The sequence below is a fragment of the Cyanobium sp. Morenito 9A2 genome (genome assembly GCF_024345575.1).
In the GTDB taxonomy this organism is placed as follows: Bacteria; Cyanobacteriota; Cyanobacteriia; order PCC-6307; family Cyanobiaceae; genus ATX-6F1.
Map to the genome: position 1 here is coordinate 124,834 of NZ_JAGQBJ010000004.1, position 18,343 is coordinate 143,176.

Below are 18,343 nucleotides of genomic sequence, written 5' to 3' on the forward strand. Positions count from 1 at the left end.
ATAATTCCACCATGGGTGTCCGGTGGACAGTGACGCAATGACCGATGCCATGACCCCGGTGAAGGTGGGCGTCATCGGCATCGGCAACATGGGCTGGCACCATGCCCGGGTGCTCAGCCTGTTGCGGGATGCCGAGCTGGTGGCCGTTGCTGACCCCGATGCGGAGCGGGGCCAATTGGCGGTTGAGCAGTTTCAATGCCGCTGGGTCGCCGATTACCACGAGCTTCTCGGTGAGGTGGAGGCTGTTTGCATCGCGGTGCCGACCCTCCTGCACCATCGGGTGGGCATGGCCTGCCTGAAGGCAGGCGTGCACGTACTGATCGAAAAGCCGATCGCCGCCAGCCAGGAGGAGGCCGCCGAGTTGATCCAGGCGGCCGAATCTGCCGGCCGGTTGCTGCAGGTGGGCCACATCGAGCGCTTCAACCCTGCGTTCCGCGAGTTGCTCAAGGTGGTGGCCAATGAAGATGTGGTGGTCCTCGAAGCCCGCCGCCACAGCCCCAACGCCGACCGGGCCAACGACGTGTCGGTGGTGCTGGACCTGATGATCCATGACATCGACCTGGTGCTTGAGCTGGCGGGGGCGCCGGTGGTGCGCCTGGCGGCCGCTGGGGGCTGCAGCTCCGAGGGGCCGATCGATTACGTCAATGCCACCCTGGGTTTCGCCAACGGTGTGGTGGCCAGCCTGACGGCCAGCAAGATGGCCCACCGCAAGATCCGCAGCCTCAGTGCCCATTGTCGGGCCAGCCTGGTGGAAACCGATTTTCTTAACCGCAGCCTGCGTATCCACCGGCGGGCACACCAGTCGATTTCCGCCGACCATGGCGAATTGCTCTATCGCAACGATGGCTTCATCGAGGAGGTGATCACCACTTCCATCGAGCCGCTCTACGCCGAGCTGGAGCACTTCCTCCAGTGCGTCCGGGGGCGGGAGACCCCGGCTGTGGATGGTTTGCAGGCTTCCAGGGCCCTACAGCTGGCCGATCTGATCGAGCAGGCGGTCGAGCAGCCCGCCCGCTGCATGGCCCTCAAGGTGCCGATCTGAACGCCGGGGGCCTGTCCCGCAGGGGAGCTTCAGCCGTGGGCTGAGTTCAGCCCAGCTGGGTGAGTTCCTTGAGGGCGAGGATCTGCCAGCGGCGGCAGTTCGCCGGCGAGGCCCCGTAGAACTGCTCCCAGGCCTCTGCCTTGTGAAGGGCATAGCTGGCGGCGTTCTTGTCGGCGTGGTTCTGCTGCCAGCCCACGCGAACGGCGTGGCCGATCACCACATCCAAGGCCAGATAATCATCGAACTGCACCTGTGGGTTGGCTTCCACGAAAGTGATCAGTGAGATCAGCGTCTCGGTGCAGAGCTGCCGGTACTCGGCAGCCTCGATCTTGCTCAGCAGATGCTCCACCAGGGTGGCGAAGTTGCGCTCTCCAGAGGTCATCTCTGCAAGCAGCGCGCACTCCAGTCGGTTGCGCCGCTCCAGCTTGTCGCCGATCACCAGGCCTTTGCAGTGGTGCAGGAGGTCCCAGATGCCGGCATAGAACTCCCGCGGCACCCGTTGCAGCGCCCCCTGCCGCTGCCGCTGCTGCAGCCAGTCGCCGCCCCTGGGCAGCTCTTCGAGTGGATCGGGCACGTCCCAGCGCACCCGCCCACTCACGTGAAGCTGCTCCTTGCGTTGGAGAGCCGCCCGGGCGTGGTCGCTGTCGGCCAGCACCGCCCGAAGGCGGCGGTGAATGGCGTGGGGTGGCAGGCCGCAGAGGGCCTCGAAGGCCTCGTCGGGGGCGAGGTCCCGTTCGCTGGCCAATTCGCCGGTGAGCAGCAGCAGCAGTTGTCCCAGTTGCAGGGTGAGGCTGCCGCTGAGCAGGCCTGGCTCCAGCCGGGCGAGACCATCAAGGGCCAGAAGCAGTTCCTGCTGGAGCATGCGCTCGCGACCGTCTTCACCGCTGTAGCGCTCGATCATCGCCGCGATCGCCAGGCTGCCCTGGGGCTGGCTGATCAGCGATTCATGGGTGTAGTTACGTCCCACCACCACCTGCTTCTGGCGCACGAGCAAATCGGTGAGGGCATCTTCGAGCTGCGGATGAATCAGCCCGATTACCCCGGCGCAACGCCGCACCACGCTCCAGTCGGCCTCGGCCAGGGCCCGGTGGTAGATCGCTTCCACCAGGGCCAAGAGTTTCACAGGCCCCCGGCTGGAGGGGCCCTGGAGGATGGCGTTGAGGCCCAGCCGGCGCACCAGTTGCTCGAGCAGCTCCGCCTGCTCCGGCAGGGAGGTGCTCTGCCAGAGCCGCTGGGCCAGGTCGGCCACGGCGACGGCTTCAAGTCCGAGCTCAAGTTCCTGCCGAGCCGTCAGCTGCTGCCGGCTGGTGCTGGCCCGCAGCAGCGGGCCCACGTTCTCCTTGGGCGAGATCTCCACGCCCGCTTCGGGCGGCAGCGCCACAGAGGTCAGCTGATCCACGACCGCCTCGAGGCTGGCCAGCTCCACGGGCACCGATTCGAGCAGGCCGCTGCGCAGGCTCTCCCCCAGGCGCAGGAAGGCTTCGGGGTCGCGCTGGAACGGCCCTTCGGCCACAGGGATCAGCAGCAGGGGGACACCGCTGCCGCGCCAGTGGCGTTGCAGGTGACGGAGTTCGCTGCCGACGGTCTCCACCAGCTGTTCCGGGTCATCGGCCAGGTAGAACGTGCCCTCTTCCAGCACCGCCGGCAGGAAGGCCAGGGTGTCCTCCCCGTGGGTGTAGAGCCGTGCTGTGGCCATCGCTTCCATGCGCACCGGTGGATGCCCCCCCAGTCCCAGACGGGGATTGCGTCCCACCCTGGCCATGCGCTCGGAGAGTTCCTTTGAGCTGGCCACCCGAAGCTTGACCGCGCCACCCTTGGGCGCCGTGACAGGAAGCCCCGCCGCGCTGAGGACATCGGCGATGGCTTCGGTGGCGGGCACCAGGCCCACCAGCACCTTTTCGGCCCCCAAGGACCGGCCCTGGCGGCGGCCGCAGGGGTCGAGATCGCTGGGCAGCAGCAGCCCCTGGAGCATCAGGTCCCCCAGCCAGGTGAGGCTCTGGGTCCAAAGCAGGGGCACATTGGGGTTGGCCACGCGGGGCTGGCTGCCCGGCCCCGCCCGTTCGGCTTCGAGCGCCGTTCCTGGCACCAGGTAGAGCTCCGGCAGCAGGGGGACCCCGTCGACCATCACGCTCACGGCATCGAGTCGCGAGCGCCAGAGCCAGGCTTCCTGCCAGCGCTCCTCGCAGCAGGCTGTGACCAGCTCGTAGGCGAAGAACAAGGGCCACTCGCATTCGATCGCCGTGAAGGCGGCCAGTTCCTCGCGCTCGTAGTGCAGGCGGTTGTGGTCTTCGACCACTGTCTGGTGACCGTCGCGGGGGAAGCGTTTGTAGCCGTAGGCCCCTCCCAGCACCTCGCGGATCTTGGCGCGCGTGCGCTGGATCAGGCGCGGATCCTCCACCGCCCAGGCGGGGTAGCCGATCACCGAAAGGCAGGCGCTGTCAACTTCCTTGCTGGCGGATTCCCGCGGCAGCAGACCCTGCAGGGCGCGGCGCAGGCGCACGATCGCGTCGTGGGGAATGTGGAGGCGGCTGCGGCCATCGCCGTGGGGCCCGTAGAGGTCGAGGCCGTCGAGGGCCTCCAAAGCCGCCTTGACCAGGCCGATCGAGCTGGCGTTGCGCTCGGGCAGACCATGGTTGCCCTTGTCACCCCGCTCCCAGATGCCGTAATCCGCCACCCGGTAGGCCCTGGCAACGTAGTAGACGAGGTTCTGCAGGAAATCCCGCTCGTGACTGGTCTGCACCACCACCAGGCCGGCGCGGGTCAGCTGGGCGATCTGCAGCAGGAACAGTCCGGTGGCATCCAGTTGCAGGTGGCCCCAGCCGTCATCGGGCACCACCGGGTTTCCTGTGGCGGTGTCGAACTTGGCATGGATGGCATCGAGGGGGGCCAGGCTGTGCTTGAAGCGCTCCACCTTCGGTGCCTGACGCAACATGGCGTTGAGCAGCCCGCGCATCAGCTGCAGCACGCGTTGCTCCAGTTCGAACACCCTGGTGGAAGGGCCCCCGAGGCGCCGGTGGGCCAGGGCCAGGCCCCAGACGCATTGAATGGAGTAGACGCAGTCCCGCACCCAGGCATCGCCGTAGTTGCCGTGCACCGTGTGGGCCGTGCTGGCGGGGAGCAGGCCGGTGATCGGGTGCTGACGCCTGAGCACCACTGCCTCGATCTGCCCGTCCAGGTCGTTCAGCGTGCACCGCGCTTCGGCCTCGCTGAGCTGCCGCGGGGCATCGGGCAGCTCGGCTGCGGCGAAGGCCTGGGGCAGGGTGGGGGTGCCCGTGGAGTGGGCCGTGCCTGCACGGGCACGATCGGCGCGGGTGAAGGTCATCCGGTGGGGAGGGTGCGGATGCGGCGGTTGGGTGGGGCGCTGATCCAGCCATAGATTCTCACCTGCTGCCCAGGGCATCGATGGCATCCATGACGACCGACCGGGTGCCGGAGCTAGGGGTGAGGGCCCAGGTGCTCGGGGTTCCCGTGGACGTCTGTGCCGATGTGCGCGCCGCGGCGATCGCCTTGCACACCCATGGCGGTGGTCAGCTGGTGACGCTGAACGCTGAGATGACCATGGCGGCCCGGGCGGATCGTGCTCTGGGGGAAGTGATTACGGCGGCCCAGCTGGTGATCCCCGATGGAGCTGGTGTGGTCTGGGCCCTGGGTCGCCAGGGGTTCAGGGTGCGGCGCAGCCCGGGCATCGAGCTGGCCCACGAGCTGCTGGCCCATGGCGTGCAGGCAGGCTGGACCGTTGCCCTGGTGGGGGCTAGCCCGGAGGTGATGGGGGCGTTGAAACGGCAGTTGCTGGAGCACTGGCCGTCGCTGAAGCTGGCCTTCGCCCTGCACGGCTTTCAACCGAAAGAAGCCTGGCCCGCCCTCGAGCGGGAGCTTTTGGAGGCCCGGCCTGATCTGGTGCTGGTGGCCCTAGGGGTGCCCCGTCAGGAACTCTGGATCCACCGACTGCATCAGGGCCAGCTGGGTCTGTGGATGGGAGTGGGCGGCAGCTTCGATGTTTGGGCTGGGCACAAAAAAAGAGCCCCTGGCTGGATGGGAGCTCTGCGGATCGAATGGCTACATCGGCTGATTCAAGAACCGAGCCGCTGGCGGCGGATGCTTTCCTTACCGGCCTTCGCCTGGGCGGTGCTCAAGGGTGCCTGACTCGTTGGCCAAGGGGTGGGATCTCAGGAAGCCAGCACCTTCTCCTTTCCGCCTTTGACAGGGCTGTTGAGCCCGCAGTTCGAGGACTGGAGTGCATTCAGCGGAATCCCACCGAGGCCTGCCACACGAAAGCGAGCAGCAAAAAGAACAGGGGGATGATCGGCAGGATGTCGACCAGGGGACCGAAGGCCTGGTAAGCCTCAGGCAGCTGGGCCAGCAGATGCAGATTGAAAGCGACCATCCCTAAAGCTGAACGAGGTCCGAAATCGGACGCTACCACGTGTGTGCAGCTGGTGAGCCCGGTTCCCAGGGAGCGAAATCCTCCGAAAAGATCCCCTCGGCGATCGCCAGTGCCATCGCGCCGGTGAAGCGGATCAGCTGGGTGAGGTTGTGGAGGCTGAGCAGGGTGCGCCCGAGCAGTTCCTGGCTGCGCACCAGGTGGTGCAGGTACGCACGGCTGTGGCCGCGGCAGGCCAGGCAGGGGCAGCTGGGATCGAGGGGGGTGTGGTCGTGGCGGAAGCGGGCGTTGCGCAGGTTGAAGCGCTCACCCCCCACCAGGGCAGTGCCGTGGCGCCCCAGGCGGGTGGGCAGCACGCAGTCGAACAGATCGATGCCCTGGGCCACGGCGATCGCCATCTCCCGCAGACTGCCCACCCCCATCAAATAGTGGGGTTTCTGCTCGGGCAGCAGCGGGCCCAGCTGGCGCACCACCCGGTGCATCTCCTCCACCGGTTCCCCCACACTCACCCCGCCGATGGCGACGCCCGGCAGGTCGAGGGCCGCCACCCCCCCCAGGGAACGCTCGCGCCAGTGGGAGTAGACCCCTCCCTGAACGATGCCGAACAGGGCCTGGTCGCGGCGGCTGTGCACGGCACAACAGCGCTCCAGCCAGCGCTGGGTGCGCCCACAGGCCTCGGCCACGTCGTTTTCGCTGGCGGGGTACGGAGGGCACTGGTCGAAGGCCATGGCCACATCGGCGCCCAGGGCCATCTGGATCTCCATCGAGCGCTCCGGCGTGAGGCTGATCCGGGCCCCGTCGCGGGGGGAGCGGAACACCACACCCTGCTCGTCAATGCGATTGATCGCCCCGAGGCTGAACACCTGGAAACCACCGGAATCGGTGAGCAGCGGGCCGCTCCAACCCATGAACCGATGCAGCCCGCCAGCCTCCTGCACCACCTGCTCGCCTGGTTGCAGGTGCAGGTGGTAAGTGTTCGCCAGCACCATCTGGGCGCCGGTCTCAGCCAGTTGAGAAGCGGTGACGCCCTTGACCGTGGCGGCGGTGCCCACGGGCATGAACCGGGGCGTCTCTACCACCCCGTGGGGGGTGTGGAAAAGAGCGGTGCGCGCCCGGGTGCGGGGGCAGCGGGCGGTGATCTCGAAGGCGAAGGCGGCCCCCTCAGCCGGGCGAATCAACGAAGGCAGGCAGGGAGGGTGTCGAACCTAGGTCGCGCCGCGGCAGGATCAGCCCCTTCCGCAAGGCTGGCGATGCCCCTGCAGCGGCCGAAGGCGGCTCCTGGCTGGCTGGGGGATCTGGCGGGTGCCTGGATCTTCTACAGCGTGCTCCCCCTGGGGGCCTGGCCGCGGCCGCGTTTTGAGCGCATCGCCCGCTTCGCCCCCTGGGTCGGCCTGGTGATCGGCTCGTTGCAGGCGCTGCTGTGGTGGGCCAGCGTCGGCCGGATTCCCGTGGCCGCCCAGGTGGCCCTGGTGGTCGCCCTGGGCCTCTGGCTCAGCGGCGGTCTGCACATGGATGGGGCCATGGACACCGCTGATGGATTGGGGGCCGGGCCCCGTTGCCTGGAGGCGATGGAGGACAGCCGGGTGGGGGCGGCCGGGGTGCTGGCTCTGGTGCAGCTGTTGCTGCTTCGGGCGGCGGCCCTGTTCAGCCTGGCGGCGCTGGTGCCGGCGCTGGTGCCGTTCGCTTTGATCGCCGCTTCCGTCTGGGGGCGAATGGCCCCCCTGGTGGCCATGGAGCGGTTCCCCTACCTGCGACCGGAGCCGGAGGGGTCAGCAGGTTTCCATCGTCGCCATTGGCGTGGGCTGGGGCGGGAGCTGCGCCCCAGCCTGGTGTTGCTGGGCTTCTGGGCGGGCTTGGGGGCCGTGGGTGCCTGGCCTGGAGTGCTCTGGAGCGGTGGGCTGCCGGCGCTCCTGGTGCCCCTGGGGCTCGGGCGACGGCTGGGGGGGCACAGCGGCGACAGCTACGGCGCTTGCGTGGAATGGAGCGAAGCCTTGGCTCTGGCCGTCATGGCTCTGTTGGTGGTGCTGGGGTGGGCCTAGGTGCAGCGCCGGCCGGCGGCAGCTCCAGGCAGAAAGCGTTCCCGGCGCGCGGCAGGGTTGGGTCAATGGCTGCGGGGGGCACCACCAGGCGCAGGTCGCCGCCGAGGGAGCGGGCCAGATCTCTGGCCAGGGCAAGACCGAGGCCGGTGCCGGCGAGGCCTTTGCCGCGGGCGCCGCGCACACCCCGGCCGAAGATCGCTTCGCGCTCGTGCGGGTCGATCGGGGTTCCGCCATCCCAGACGGTGAGCCGCAGGCCTGCCTGCAGGGATTGGGCCAGCAGGCCCACCTCAGCCTCCGGGGGGCTGTAGCGGAAGGCGTTTTCCAGCAGATTGGCCAGGATTTCGGCCACAGCCCCTGGCTCTCCTTCCCAGGAGGGGAGTGGATCGCTGGTGTGCCAGCGGCGGCCCTGGAGGGCGGCGGTGGCGGCGGCCCTCTGCAGCAGCGGGGTCAACAGCTCCTGCAGGCCCGTTTCGCTCCGGGCGGCAAGGGAGGGTGGGAGGAGGAGCGGTTGGGGTTCTGTCGGACCGGAGGCCAGCTGCAGCGGCCCTGCCAGCCGATCGATCGCATCCACGTAGCGGTTGAGTTGCTGCTCTTCGGCCAACAGGCCCTTCACCAGAAGGCGGTTGGCCTGGTCGCCATCGAGCCGCCGCAGCAGCAGCTGGCCGAAGGTGCGCAGGGCCGCCAGGGGGTTGCGCAGTTGATGCACGAGCAGGCGCAATTGCTGGTCCTGGCGTTGCAATTGATCGCGAAGGCGCTGCTGTTCCAGATCGAGGCAGAGGGCCAAGGTGAGCCCATTGGCGGTGGCCTGCAGGCGCTGGGTCAGGGGTTCGGACCAGGGCAACTGGTCGGTCTCCACCCGCAGGGCCCCCAGCAGGACCTGCTCATGGCGCAGGGCCAGCCAGCGGCGCTGGGCATCCGGAAGGCGCAACTCGGTGTCATGTTCGACCGCTGGGAGGGGTGCGCCGTCGTGGGGCCAGGCGCCAACGGGCACAAGCGAGGGCTTGCCGTCGGGGGTGGGCAATGCCAGGTAGACCACCAGGGAACGAAGGTCCAAGCGGTCGGTGAACTGGGCCAACTGCTGCTGGAGCAGGGCAAGAAACCTTTCGGAGACCTGCATTCAAGGGCTCGGTCGCGGAAGTGGCAGAAAAATCTTCCGGATTGGACGTTCGAAATCCGGGAAAAAGTCTTAAGATGGCGTATCGACCAATACTTTGCAGCCCGGAAGCGGACCGCAGGGTTTCCGTCGTGACCGTCCTTGTTGCGATCCCCTTGCAGCGAGGCTACAGCAGGGGCTGTCGGCCCCCTCTGCCGTGCCTGGCTCACCCCAGGCCAGCGCGTCACGGAGGGGAGTCCTGAAGCCCTTCTCGGCTCGACAGACGTATGGGCGTGCCGGGCCTCCTCCTGGGGGTGGCTCTGCCGTGGTGGTTCGTCCTGCGACCACCCACCCTGTTCCTCCTTAAGCCTCCCTTCAGCGGGAGTGGTCCTATGTCCAAGAAGCGCAAGCGGATTAGTCGCCGTCGTCTCGCCGGCCAGAGGGTTCTGGCCCACGTGCCGACCCACAACCTTGAAACCGGTGAGCACAAGCCCGTTACCGCTGCCCGGCGCTACATCGCTGAATCGGCACTGGCGGCACCGGCCATTCTCAATGTGCGCCGCAATGAGCACACCACCGATCGCTTCTTCTGGGGCGAAAAAGGCCTGTTCAGCGCCCAGTACGCCGAGGAGAATCACTTTCTTTTCCCCTCCCTGCGCCTGATCGTCGATCGAATTGGTGAGGAAACCCTGTTCGCTGGCCTCGAGTCCGCCGGCTCCGATGATTGGGAGGAGATGGAGGAGTACGAGTACGCCTTTGTCTGAAGTCCCATCCCATCGGCACGGCAGAAGTCATTCCAGGGACATGGTCAACACACGACCTTGCCCCTGGTTTCAGCGACGGCTCTGTTTCAGGAAGTCCCTCAGGACGGGGAACAGCATCGGGTCGATCGTGTGGCCGCCAGAGAATCCGCGCAGCTCCACATCGCCGCCGGAACCCTTCAAACGCCGGGCTACTTCCTCGCTGGCCCCGTAGGGAACCACCGGGTCATCGGTGCCGTGGGTGAGCAGCACCCGCGTCAGCGGGGCTTGGGGCTGCCAATCCTGATGGGGATAGCCGCTGCAGGCGATCAGTCCGGCAATCGGTAAGCCACTGGCCACATCAAGGCCCATGGCGGCTCCTTGGGAGAAGCCCAGCACGCTTGTCCGCTCAAGCGGGACACTTGCCCCCAGGGCGATCAGTCGTTCCTCTAGCAGGGCCCGTGCCGCCGGCAGTTTCGTCCAGTCGATGGGCTGCAGGTCGTACCACTGGCGGCCCACCCCCAGCGGATGGGGTTCCGGCGCCCGCAGGGCCACCACTTCGGTGTCGCCACCGACGAGCAGCTCCCCCAGCTCCAGTAGATCGTCGGCATCGGCCCCCCAGCCGTGCAGCAGCACCAGGCGGTGGCTGGCCCCGGCGGGGCCGGTGCGGAGTTGATCGTCGGCCATAGATGGTTCAGCTCTGCTGCGTAGGTTGGGGCGACAGCCTCAGCGATCGAGATGGCGCCCACTGCCCTTCTGAGTGTGTCTGAGAAGGAGGGTCTGGTGCCGTTGGCCGAAGCGCTCCATCACACCCACGGTTACCGACTTCTCTCCAGTGGGGGCACGGCCGCTGTGCTGGAGGCCGCGGGTCTGCCGGTGACCCGGGTGGCCGAGCACACCGGGGCGCCTGAAATGCTCGGCGGGCGGGTCAAGACCCTGCACCCGCGCATCCACGGCGGCATCCTGGCCAGGCGCCAGGACCCTTCCCACCAGGCCGATCTGCTCGCCCAGGGGATCGATGCCATCGACGTGGTGGTGGTGAACCTGTATCCGTTTCGGGAAACGGTGGCCGATCCGGAGGTGCTCTGGGAGACGGCGATCGAGACCATTGACATTGGCGGGCCGGCGATGGTGCGGGCCGCGGCCAAGAACCACGCCGATGTGGCCGTGCTCACCAGCCCTGGCCAATACGACGGCTACTTGGCGGCCCTGGCGGCAGGCGCGGTGGATGGGGCCTACCGGACGCAGCTGGCCCTGGCCGCCTTCCGCCACACGGCCAGCTACGACGCTGCCATCAGCGCCTGGATGGGGGAGCGCCTGGCCGCTGGAAGTCCGAGCACCGACGAGGCCCCAGCGACTTTCGTGCTTTCCCTCCCCCTGCGCCAGGTGTTGCGCTACGGAGAAAACCCGCATCAGAGCGCCCGTTGGTACTCCGACCCCAGGGCCGGGTGGGGGGAGGTGGAGCAGCTCCAGGGCAAGGAGCTCAGTTACAACAACCTGATTGATCTGGAGGCCGCCGTGGCCACCGTGTGCGAATTCGGCTACGGCGAAGGACGGGTGGAACCGGCAGGCGGCGAGCGGCCCGCCGCTGTGGTGGTCAAGCACACCAATCCCTGCGGCGTGGCCACAGGCGGCAGCACTGCCGAGGCCCTCAAGCGCGCCCTCGATGCCGATCGTGTCTCGGCCTTCGGCGGGATCGTTGCCTTGAACGCCCCGGTGGATGGGGCGGCCGCGGAGCACCTGGCCGGCCTGTTCCTGGAGTGTGTGGTGGCGCCAGCCTTTAGCCCGGAGGCTCGGGAGCGGCTGGCGGCCAAGGCGAACCTGCGCCTGCTGGTACTCAGCCCTCAGGCGGTTCGGCGCGCGGCTGATCAGCAGTTGCGCAGCGTGCTCGGGGGGGTGCTGGTGCAGCAGCTCGACGATCAGCCGGTGGAGGAGAGCGCCTGGCAGGTGGTGAGTGAGCGTCTACCCACGGCAGAGGAGTTCGAGGATCTGCGCTTTGCCTGGAGGCTGGTGCGCCATGTGCGCTCGAACGCGATCGCGGTGGCCCGCTCCAACTGCAGCCTGGGCATCGGCGCCGGCCAGATGAACCGGGTGGGCTCGGCCCGCCTCGCCCTGGAGGCGGCCGGCGACGGGGCCCAGGGGGCCGTGCTGGCCAGCGATGGCTTCTTCCCCTTTGATGACACCGTGCGCCTGGCGGCTGGCCACGGCATCACCGCGGTGATTCAGCCCGGCGGCAGCGTGCGCGATCGCGATTCGATCGTCGCCTGCGATGAGCTGGGCCTGGCCATGGTCACGACCGGGCGCCGCCACTTTCTGCACTGAGCTCCATGCGTTCAGGTGCGGGTGGCTGTCGTAAAGGGACCTGCCGGTTTAGCTTCGCCTGCATTGCTCCACACCCATGCCCGACGCCCTCGCCTACAGCCTCAACTTTGTCCATCCCCTGCTGATGGCAGTGCTGGGGGCCCTGTCGCTTTATGCCCTTTATCTGGGCGTCAAGGCCAAGCGCACCCGCCTGGCCGAGCCCGAGCAGCGCAAGGATCTGATCAAGGGCAAGTACGCCCAGCGCCATTTCAAAGTGGGCAGCCTGGTGCTGGCGCTCACGGTGCTCGGCAGCTTTGGGGGCATGGCTGTCACCTACATCAACAACGGCAAGCTGTTTGTCGCCCCGCACCTGTTGGTGGGCCTGGGCATTGCCAGCCTGATCACACTGGCGGTGGCGCTGGTGCCCCAGATTCAGCAGGGCAACCTGATGGCGCGCAAAGTGCATGTGGGTCTCAACATGACTGCCCTGACCTTGTTTCTCTGGCAGACCTTCACGGGACTTCAGATTGTGGCGAAGATCCTGACCCCTCCGGTCTAGGACCCCAGCTCTAGAACTGCGCCCGTCGCCTGGGTGGGCAATCCAGAGCATGGGAGGCGTGGAAATCTTCCTGCACTTTCCAGGTGAGCTTGCGGGAGATCTGCCGCACGATCTGCCGCAGCAAGTGGTCGCCGCTGCTCTGTACCAGGGCCTCCGGTAGAAGCCCAATCAAACTGGGCAGCTTGATCCATACACTCAGATCCAACTCCCAGCGGACCTGCGTCAGGGGGCTGGGGGGGGCGTCGTCCAGGCTGTCGATGTGGTCGTCGAGCCTGAGGCAGGCGTTGAACTCCACGTCGTACAGGTCCGTGAGTTCAGCCTCCTCGGCGGCTGCCAAGGGAACGGTGACGATCCGGTACACCCCGGCGCGCTGGGGGAGCAGTTCCAGGCCGATGCTGGGCTCCACCTCGAAGCCGAAGTTGCCGAAGCGGCCCAGGGTTAGGGCGTAGCCGCTGGCACCAATCGGAGCCACCTTCATCGGCGCGGCGCAGCGGCGGAACCAGCCCTCGTGGCGGTCGAGATAGGTGGTCACCACCTCTGAGGGGGCTCTCATCTCCATCAGATCCGCAAACTGGCTCCTGTAGCAGCGCACCCGGCTGTCGGTGCTGTGGCGGAGCCCAGGGGCGGAGCCCGTGGGCGGTTCCATGCGGGTCAGGGAAGGGGTCAACGGGCTCCGATCTCCCAAAGGTTCTGATGGAGCTGTCAGTGAGCAATTTAGGCGCTCAGCGAGCGCTCACCCCAGCCTGCTGTGCCAGCGGATCAGGCTTCGCTCAGGGCGATGAGCTGGCGGATGATGTCCTCCACCACCCGATCAGGGGTGGAGGCACCGGAGGTGATTCCCACCCTCAGGGGGCCATCGGGGAGGAAGGGCTCGACGGTTTCCAACTCAGCCCCCAGGGGCTTGTGCTCAATGCGGTTTCCCGGGCCGATGCGCTCGGGGGTGTCGATATGGAAGGAGCGGATGCCCCGGCTGACGGCGATTTCCTGCAGGTGGGTGGTGTTCGAGGAGTTGTAACCGCCGATCACCACAATCAGATCGAGGGGTTCGTCCACCAAGGAGAACATGGCGTCCTGGCGCTCCTGGGTGGCATCGCAGATGGTGTTGAAAGCCAGAAAGTGGTCATTGAGATCGGCCGGACCGTAGTGCTCAAGCATCGTGCGCTCGAACAGACGGCCGATCTCCTCGGTTTCGCTCTTGAGCATGGTGGTCTGGTTGGCCACCCCCACCCTCGCCAGGTCCCGGTCGGGGTCGAAGCCGGGGGAGCAGGCGTTGGCGAAGCGGGCCATGAACACCTCCCGTTCGCCCTGGCCGCGGATGTAGTCGCAGACCATGCGCGCCTCCGCCAGATCCAGCACCACCAGATACGTGCCTGCAAACGAGCTGGTGGCGAGGGTTTCCTCGTGCTTGACCTTGCCGTGAATGATCGACGTGAAGGCGTGTTTCTTGTGCTTCTCCACGGTGTTCCACACCTTGGAGACCCACGGGCAGGTGGTGTCGACAATGTGGCAGCCACGCTCGTTGAGCAGTTGCATCTCCTGCACCGTGGCGCCAAAGGCCGGCAGGATCACCACATCACCAATGCCCACCTCGGAGAAATCCTTTACCCCTTCCTCCACGGCGATGAATTGGACGTTCATTTCGCGCAGGTGATCGTTCACCGAGGGGTTGTGGATGATCTCGTTGGTGATCCAGATGCGCTCGCTGGGGTAATGGCGGCGGGTTTCGTAGGCCATGGCCACCGCCCGTTCCACCCCCCAGCAGAAGCCGAAGGCCTCAGCGAGGCGCACGCTCAGGCGCCCGTGCTGGAGCTGGTATCCGTTCTCCCTCAGGCTGGCAATCAGATCGCTCTGGTAGGCCTGCTCAAGGCTGCCTGCAACCTCATCGGCCCGTCCAAAACCACGGCGGTTGTAGCGCTCGGAATGGTGGAGCGATCGCTTGAAGGCGCGGGTATCCATCAGGTCGCCATCTGTTGCAGCAGACTCTATGGGCCAGTGGGCTTGGGCTGACGCGAAAACCGCTGACATGAAAACACCCACGGTGGAAACCGTGGGTGTGGGTGGTGAGCCAAGCGAGTTTGGCTTTGACTGGTGGGATGGATCAGGTGGAAATGGTGTTGAAGTCTGGGTAGGCCTCCATGCCGTGCTCACCGATGTCGAGGCCTTCCAGTTCTTCCGTTTCAGTGACCCGGATGCCGCCCGAGACGGCTCCGAGCACCGCCCACGTGATGAATGACGCCACGACGACGAACACGGCGTAGGCCAGAGCACCAAGAATCTGGAGACCCAGCTGGGCGAAACCATGGCCCAACAGCAGGCCCTTGTCCGAGTTGAACAGGCCTACCGCCAGGGTGCCAAAGATGCCGCAGGTGCCATGGACCGACCAGGCGCCCACGGGATCGTCAATGCCGAGCTTGTCGACGATCGCGACAGAGAACACCACCAGCAGGCCGGCAAGAAAGCCCACCACCCAGGCCGCTGGCATGGAGTAGCCGTCACAGCCTGCTGTGATCCCGACGAGACCAGCGAGAATGCCGTTGATGGTCATGGTGAGGTCAGGCTTTCCGCCGGTGATCTGCGACAGGATCGTGGCGGCGATGGCGCCGCCGGCTGCCCCCAGGGTGGTGGTGACCGCGATGTAAGGAACGGTCTCGTTCATGGAGAGCACCGAGCCCGGGTTGAAGCCATACCAGCCAATCCAGAGGATCAGACAGCCCAGGGTGGCGATTGCAAGATTATGGCCAGGAATGGCCTGGGGTTTGCCGTCCATAAACTTTCCGATGCGGGGGCCGAGAATGATCGCCCCAACGATTCCTGCCCAGGCGCCCACGGAGTGCACAAGGGTGGAGCCGGCGAAGTCGATGAAGCCGATCTGGTTCAACCAGCCATCGGCGTTCCATTTCCAACTGCCGGCAATTGGGTAGACGAAGCCCACCAGAACGAGCGAGAAGACCACGAACTCGCCGAATTTGATCCGCTCGGCCACTAGGCCCGAGACGATCGTGGCGGCGGTGCCTGCGAAAGCGACCTGGAAGAGGAAGTCGACACTGGGTACCAGGGCCCCATCCTTGACCATGTCAGGGGTGACGGCAGGGTCGAAGAACAAACCGAGAAATCCGCCCTTGCCGAAGAAGAGCCAGCCCGGAACAACTGCCTCTCCGTACATCAGGGAGTAGCCGATGATCCAATAGGCGCTGGCCGCCAGGGCGAAAACGATGAGGTTCTTGGCCAGAATGTTGACCGCGTTCTTCTGTCGGCACATACCGGCTTCCACCATCGCGAAGCCGGCATTCATGAAGATCACCAAAATGGCGGCGACCAGCAACCAGAGGTTGTTGATCAGGAAGGCAGGGGTGAGTTCCGGCAGATCGGCGGCGTGGGCCGAGAGATTGAACAGGCCAAGCCCGAAGAGGGCCACGGGCACACAGGCCAGCCAGGTCAGGGTGCGGGGGTTGCTGAGGCCCCTGATTTTGCCCGCCAGCACAGCAGGGGTCTCCAGCAATGTGGCGTCCCTCAGGCGTTTGGGTCGCTGGCGATAAGGGACGGATGGAGCAGCAGTCATGGAGCGGACTCTCCCGATCGAAAAAGACCAACGTTGGGAATTTAACGATTTTCAGAGCATATTGGGTATGCAATTGTCGCCAAAAATGGACATTTTTGGTTGCAATGGCTACCGTTCTGCCATCTCATTGGCGTCGGATGCCGCCAGAGGATCCCGGCGTTCCACGGCGGTCACGCCGAGCCAATGCACCGCATCGGCTTCGAAGCCATAGCGGAGGGGGAGTATTTCGACGCCACGGTCGAGTGCCAGGCGGAACAGCTCTCCATAGCGCCGATCAGCCCGGTCCCCCGGAGCGAAGCGGTCCACGTCGGCGCGACTGAGGCAGGGCACCAGGACGCCGCGGGCTTCTGGCAGCACCTCCGCCAGTTCCACCAGGTGCTTTTGCCCGCGTTCGGTCACGGTGTCCGGGAACAGAGCCATGGTGCCCTCGCTCCAGGTGGTGTTCTTGACCTCTAAGTAGATCGGCCGCGGGTCCGGCGCTGCTTCGCTGGGGGTGAGCAGCAGGTCAATGCGGCTGCGCTTGCCGGCGCCGTAGGCCACCTCGGGCCGGATCGCGCCGATCGGCCCCAGCCAGGGCTCCAGGAGTCCCGCCTCGATCGTGGCCCGCACCAGGCGGTTGGGCAGGGCCGTGTTCACCCCCACCCAGATCGGGGTCCCATCGGCTCCGGGCACCTCCGCCTGCTCCCAGGTCCAGGCCAGCTTGCGCTCGGGCCGGGGGTCGTGGCGCAGGCGCACGCGGCCGCCGGGGATCAGCACGCCGGTCATCGGGCCGGTGTTGGGGCAGTGGGCCGTCACCAGCTGGCCATCGGCCAGTTCAATGTCCGCCAGGAAACGCTTGTAGCGCTTGCGCAACACCCCCTCCACCAGGGGCTCGAAACGGAGCACGGGAACGGGGGCCGATGGGTGGGCGGGGGCCTGCGCGGACATGGAGGTGGGGTGAGGGGTTGGGTGCGGTGGAGAATCAGCCCACCTGCGCGGCCGGCGGTCAGACCCTGATGGCGAAGTCCCTGCGCCGCATCGCCCTGATCGTTGCGGTGGCCACGGCCCTGAGCAAGGTGGCCGGCCTGGTGCGCCAGCAGGTGATCGCCGCCGCCTTTGGAGTTGGCGCGGCCTATGACGCCTACAACTACGCCTACGTGCTCCCGGGGTTCCTGCTGATCCTGCTGGGGGGCATCAACGGTCCGTTCCACAGCGCCATGGTCAGCGTGCTGGCCCGGCGTCCCCGCGCCGAGGGGGCCCATGTGCTGGCGGCGATCAACACCTTGGTGGGGGTGGCTCTGATCGGGGTGACGATTGTGCTGGTTGTGGCTGCCGACCCGCTGATCCGGCTGGTGGGGCCGGCCCTGGCGCCGGACATCCACGCCAACGCCGTGATCCAGCTGCGCTGGATGGCGCCGATGGCCCTGTTCGCGGGTCTGATCGGCCTGGGCTTCGGGGCCCTCAACGCCGCCGATGAGTTCTGGCTGCCCTCGGTGAGCCCGCTGCTCTCGAGCGTGGCGGTGATCGGAGGCCTGGGGATCCTCTGGTGGCAGCTGGGCCCCACCATCGCCGCCCCCGACCAGGCGCTGCTGGGGGGGGCGGTGCTGGCGGGCTCGACCCTGCTGGGGGCGGTGCTGCAGTGGCTGATCCAGCTGCCGGCCCTCGCCCGTCAGGGGCTCGGCCAGCTCCGCCTGGTCTGGGACTGGCGCCACGAGGGGGTGCGGGAGGTGTTGCAGGTGATGGGGCCGGCCACCCTCTCCTCGGGGATGCTGCAGATCAATGTGTTCACCGATCTGTTCTTCGCTTCAGGGATCCTCGGGGCGGCGGCGGGCCTCGGCTATGCCGGTCTGCTGGTGCAGACACCCCTGGGGCTGCTCTCCAATGCCCTGCTGGTGCCGCTGCTGCCCGTGTTCGCTCGGCTCACGGCGGCGCAGGACCGGCCTGAGCTGATCGGTCGCATCCGCCAGGGGTTGATGCTCTCCACCGCCAGCATGCTGCCTCTGGGCGCTTTGTTCGTGGCCCTGGCCGGGCCGATCGTGGCACTCGTCTACCAGCGGGGCGCCTTCAACGGCGGCGCCACGGCCCTGGTGACCGGGTTGCTGATGGCCTACGGGGTGGGCATGCCGGCCTATCTGGGGCGGGATGTGATCGTGCGGGTCTTCTATGCCCTGGGCGATGGCACCACCCCCTTCCGCTTTTCGATGGCGGGCATCGGCCTGAACGTGGTCTTCGACTGGACCCTGGTGGGCGGCCCCACCCCCTGGGGCCTGCAGCTGCCGGCCCTCAACTTCGGCGCCCCCGGGCTGGTGCTGGCGACGGTGGCGGTGAACCTGATCACCTGCCTGGGGCTGCTGCTCGCCTTGCAGAAACGTCTGGGGGGACTGCCGTTGCGGATGTGGGGTCGCGACAGCCTGCTCCTGCTTTCGGCGGCCGCCGGTGCGGGCCTGGGGGCCTGGGGACTTTCGCTCGCCGTGGCCTGGCCAGAGACCTTGATCGGTCGGCTGGTCGAAACCAGTCTCTGTGGTGCGGTGGGCCTGGTGATCTACGGGGTCATGGCAAGCGCCATCGGCGTACCGGAGGCCCGCGAGCTGACCAACGCTATTCGCCACCGCGTGCGGTCACTCCTGCCCTGGGGCTCCTGAGGCCTGGA

The 18,343-nt window shown here is 67.0% G+C and carries 16 protein-coding genes; 7 read left to right on the forward strand and 9 right to left on the reverse strand.

Annotated features, from left to right (window positions below; translation table 11 throughout):
- The first annotated feature begins 37 nt into the window (after window positions 1-37).
- Window positions 38-1,042 carry a Gfo/Idh/MocA family protein gene (locus tag KBY88_RS07330; protein WP_254939266.1) on the forward strand — a complete coding sequence of 335 codons (1,005 nt, stop codon included), beginning with the start codon at window positions 38-40 and terminating at the stop codon, window positions 1,040-1,042.
- Between the two features lie 46 nt (window positions 1,043-1,088).
- Here the strand turns inward: KBY88_RS07330 and KBY88_RS07335 are convergent, their stop codons facing one another.
- Complete coding sequence (locus tag KBY88_RS07335) at window positions 1,089-4,364, reverse strand: glycoside hydrolase family 15 protein (protein WP_254939267.1); 3,276 nt, start codon at window positions 4,362-4,364, stop codon at window positions 1,089-1,091.
- 80 nt (window positions 4,365-4,444) lie between these two features.
- On the opposite strand from KBY88_RS07335, the gene KBY88_RS07340 reads away from it, so the two are divergent.
- Entirely contained in the window at window positions 4,445-5,185 is a 741-nt protein-coding gene (locus tag KBY88_RS07340) for a WecB/TagA/CpsF family glycosyltransferase (RefSeq protein ID WP_254939268.1), read from the forward strand.
- 97 nt (window positions 5,186-5,282) lie between these two features.
- On the opposite strand, the gene KBY88_RS07345 is transcribed toward KBY88_RS07340, so the two are convergent.
- Window positions 5,283-5,426 carry a photosystem II reaction center protein K gene (locus KBY88_RS07345; protein WP_254939269.1) on the reverse strand — a complete coding sequence of 48 codons (144 nt, stop codon included), beginning with the start codon at window positions 5,424-5,426 and terminating at the stop codon, window positions 5,283-5,285.
- A gap of 32 nt (window positions 5,427-5,458) precedes the next feature.
- Entirely contained in the window at window positions 5,459-6,601 is a 1,143-nt protein-coding gene (gene tgt, locus KBY88_RS07350; protein WP_254939270.1) for a tRNA guanosine(34) transglycosylase Tgt, read from the reverse strand.
- Between the two features lie 72 nt (window positions 6,602-6,673).
- Between tgt and KBY88_RS07355 the strand changes: the two genes are divergently transcribed.
- Entirely contained in the window at window positions 6,674-7,462 is a 789-nt protein-coding gene (locus tag KBY88_RS07355; protein ID WP_254939271.1) for an adenosylcobinamide-GDP ribazoletransferase, read from the forward strand.
- Here the strand turns inward: KBY88_RS07355 and KBY88_RS07360 are convergent.
- On the reverse strand, window positions 7,428-8,579 hold the full coding sequence (locus KBY88_RS07360; protein WP_254939272.1) for a sensor histidine kinase: 1,152 nt from the start codon (window positions 8,577-8,579) through the stop codon (window positions 7,428-7,430). The two genes, KBY88_RS07355 and KBY88_RS07360, sit on opposite strands and share 35 nt — an antisense overlap.
- A 368-nt stretch (window positions 8,580-8,947) precedes the next feature.
- Here KBY88_RS07360 and KBY88_RS07365 point away from each other — a divergent pair, with 368 nt between their 5' ends.
- Window positions 8,948-9,319, forward strand: a complete 372-nt coding sequence (locus tag KBY88_RS07365; protein WP_254939273.1) for a DUF3155 domain-containing protein — start codon at window positions 8,948-8,950, stop codon at window positions 9,317-9,319.
- Between the two features lie 69 nt (window positions 9,320-9,388).
- Here the strand turns inward: KBY88_RS07365 and KBY88_RS07370 are convergent, their stop codons facing one another.
- Window positions 9,389-9,982, reverse strand: a complete 594-nt coding sequence (locus KBY88_RS07370) for an alpha/beta hydrolase (RefSeq protein ID WP_254939274.1) — start codon at window positions 9,980-9,982, stop codon at window positions 9,389-9,391.
- A gap of 51 nt (window positions 9,983-10,033) precedes the next feature.
- Between KBY88_RS07370 and purH the strand changes: the two genes are divergently transcribed.
- Together purH and KBY88_RS07380 are read left to right on the forward strand one after the other, a co-directional pair.
- Window positions 10,034-11,617, forward strand: a complete 1,584-nt coding sequence (gene purH, locus KBY88_RS07375; protein WP_254939275.1) for a bifunctional phosphoribosylaminoimidazolecarboxamide formyltransferase/IMP cyclohydrolase — start codon at window positions 10,034-10,036, stop codon at window positions 11,615-11,617.
- A 76-nt stretch (window positions 11,618-11,693) separates the two neighbouring features.
- Window positions 11,694-12,155 (forward strand): DUF4079 domain-containing protein, encoded by a 462-nt coding sequence (locus tag KBY88_RS07380; RefSeq protein WP_254939276.1) that lies wholly within the window; start codon window positions 11,694-11,696, stop codon window positions 12,153-12,155.
- Between the two features lie 10 nt (window positions 12,156-12,165).
- Here KBY88_RS07380 and KBY88_RS07385 read toward each other — a convergent pair whose 3' ends face one another.
- The 4 genes from KBY88_RS07385 to sfsA all read right to left on the reverse strand — a co-directional run bounded on the left by KBY88_RS07385 (window position 12,166) and on the right by sfsA (window position 16,641).
- Window positions 12,166-12,801 (reverse strand): DUF1997 domain-containing protein, encoded by a 636-nt coding sequence (locus tag KBY88_RS07385; protein ID WP_254939350.1) that lies wholly within the window; start codon window positions 12,799-12,801, stop codon window positions 12,166-12,168.
- A 113-nt stretch (window positions 12,802-12,914) separates the two neighbouring features.
- Window positions 12,915-14,111 carry a 4-hydroxy-3-methylbut-2-enyl diphosphate reductase gene (locus KBY88_RS07390; RefSeq protein ID WP_254939277.1) on the reverse strand — a complete coding sequence of 399 codons (1,197 nt, stop codon included), beginning with the start codon at window positions 14,109-14,111 and terminating at the stop codon, window positions 12,915-12,917.
- Window positions 14,112-14,253: 142 nt separating this feature from the next.
- Window positions 14,254-15,714 carry an ammonium transporter gene (locus tag KBY88_RS07395; protein ID WP_254939278.1) on the reverse strand — a complete coding sequence of 487 codons (1,461 nt, stop codon included), beginning with the start codon at window positions 15,712-15,714 and terminating at the stop codon, window positions 14,254-14,256.
- A 108-nt stretch (window positions 15,715-15,822) separates the two neighbouring features.
- Complete coding sequence (gene sfsA / locus KBY88_RS07400) at window positions 15,823-16,641, reverse strand: DNA/RNA nuclease SfsA (protein WP_254939279.1); 819 nt, start codon at window positions 16,639-16,641, stop codon at window positions 15,823-15,825.
- Between the two features lie 68 nt (window positions 16,642-16,709).
- Between sfsA and murJ the strand changes: the two genes are divergently transcribed.
- Entirely contained in the window at window positions 16,710-18,335 is a 1,626-nt protein-coding gene (gene murJ / locus KBY88_RS07405; RefSeq protein WP_254939280.1) for a murein biosynthesis integral membrane protein MurJ, read from the forward strand.
- The last annotated feature ends 8 nt before the right edge of the window (window positions 18,336-18,343 follow it).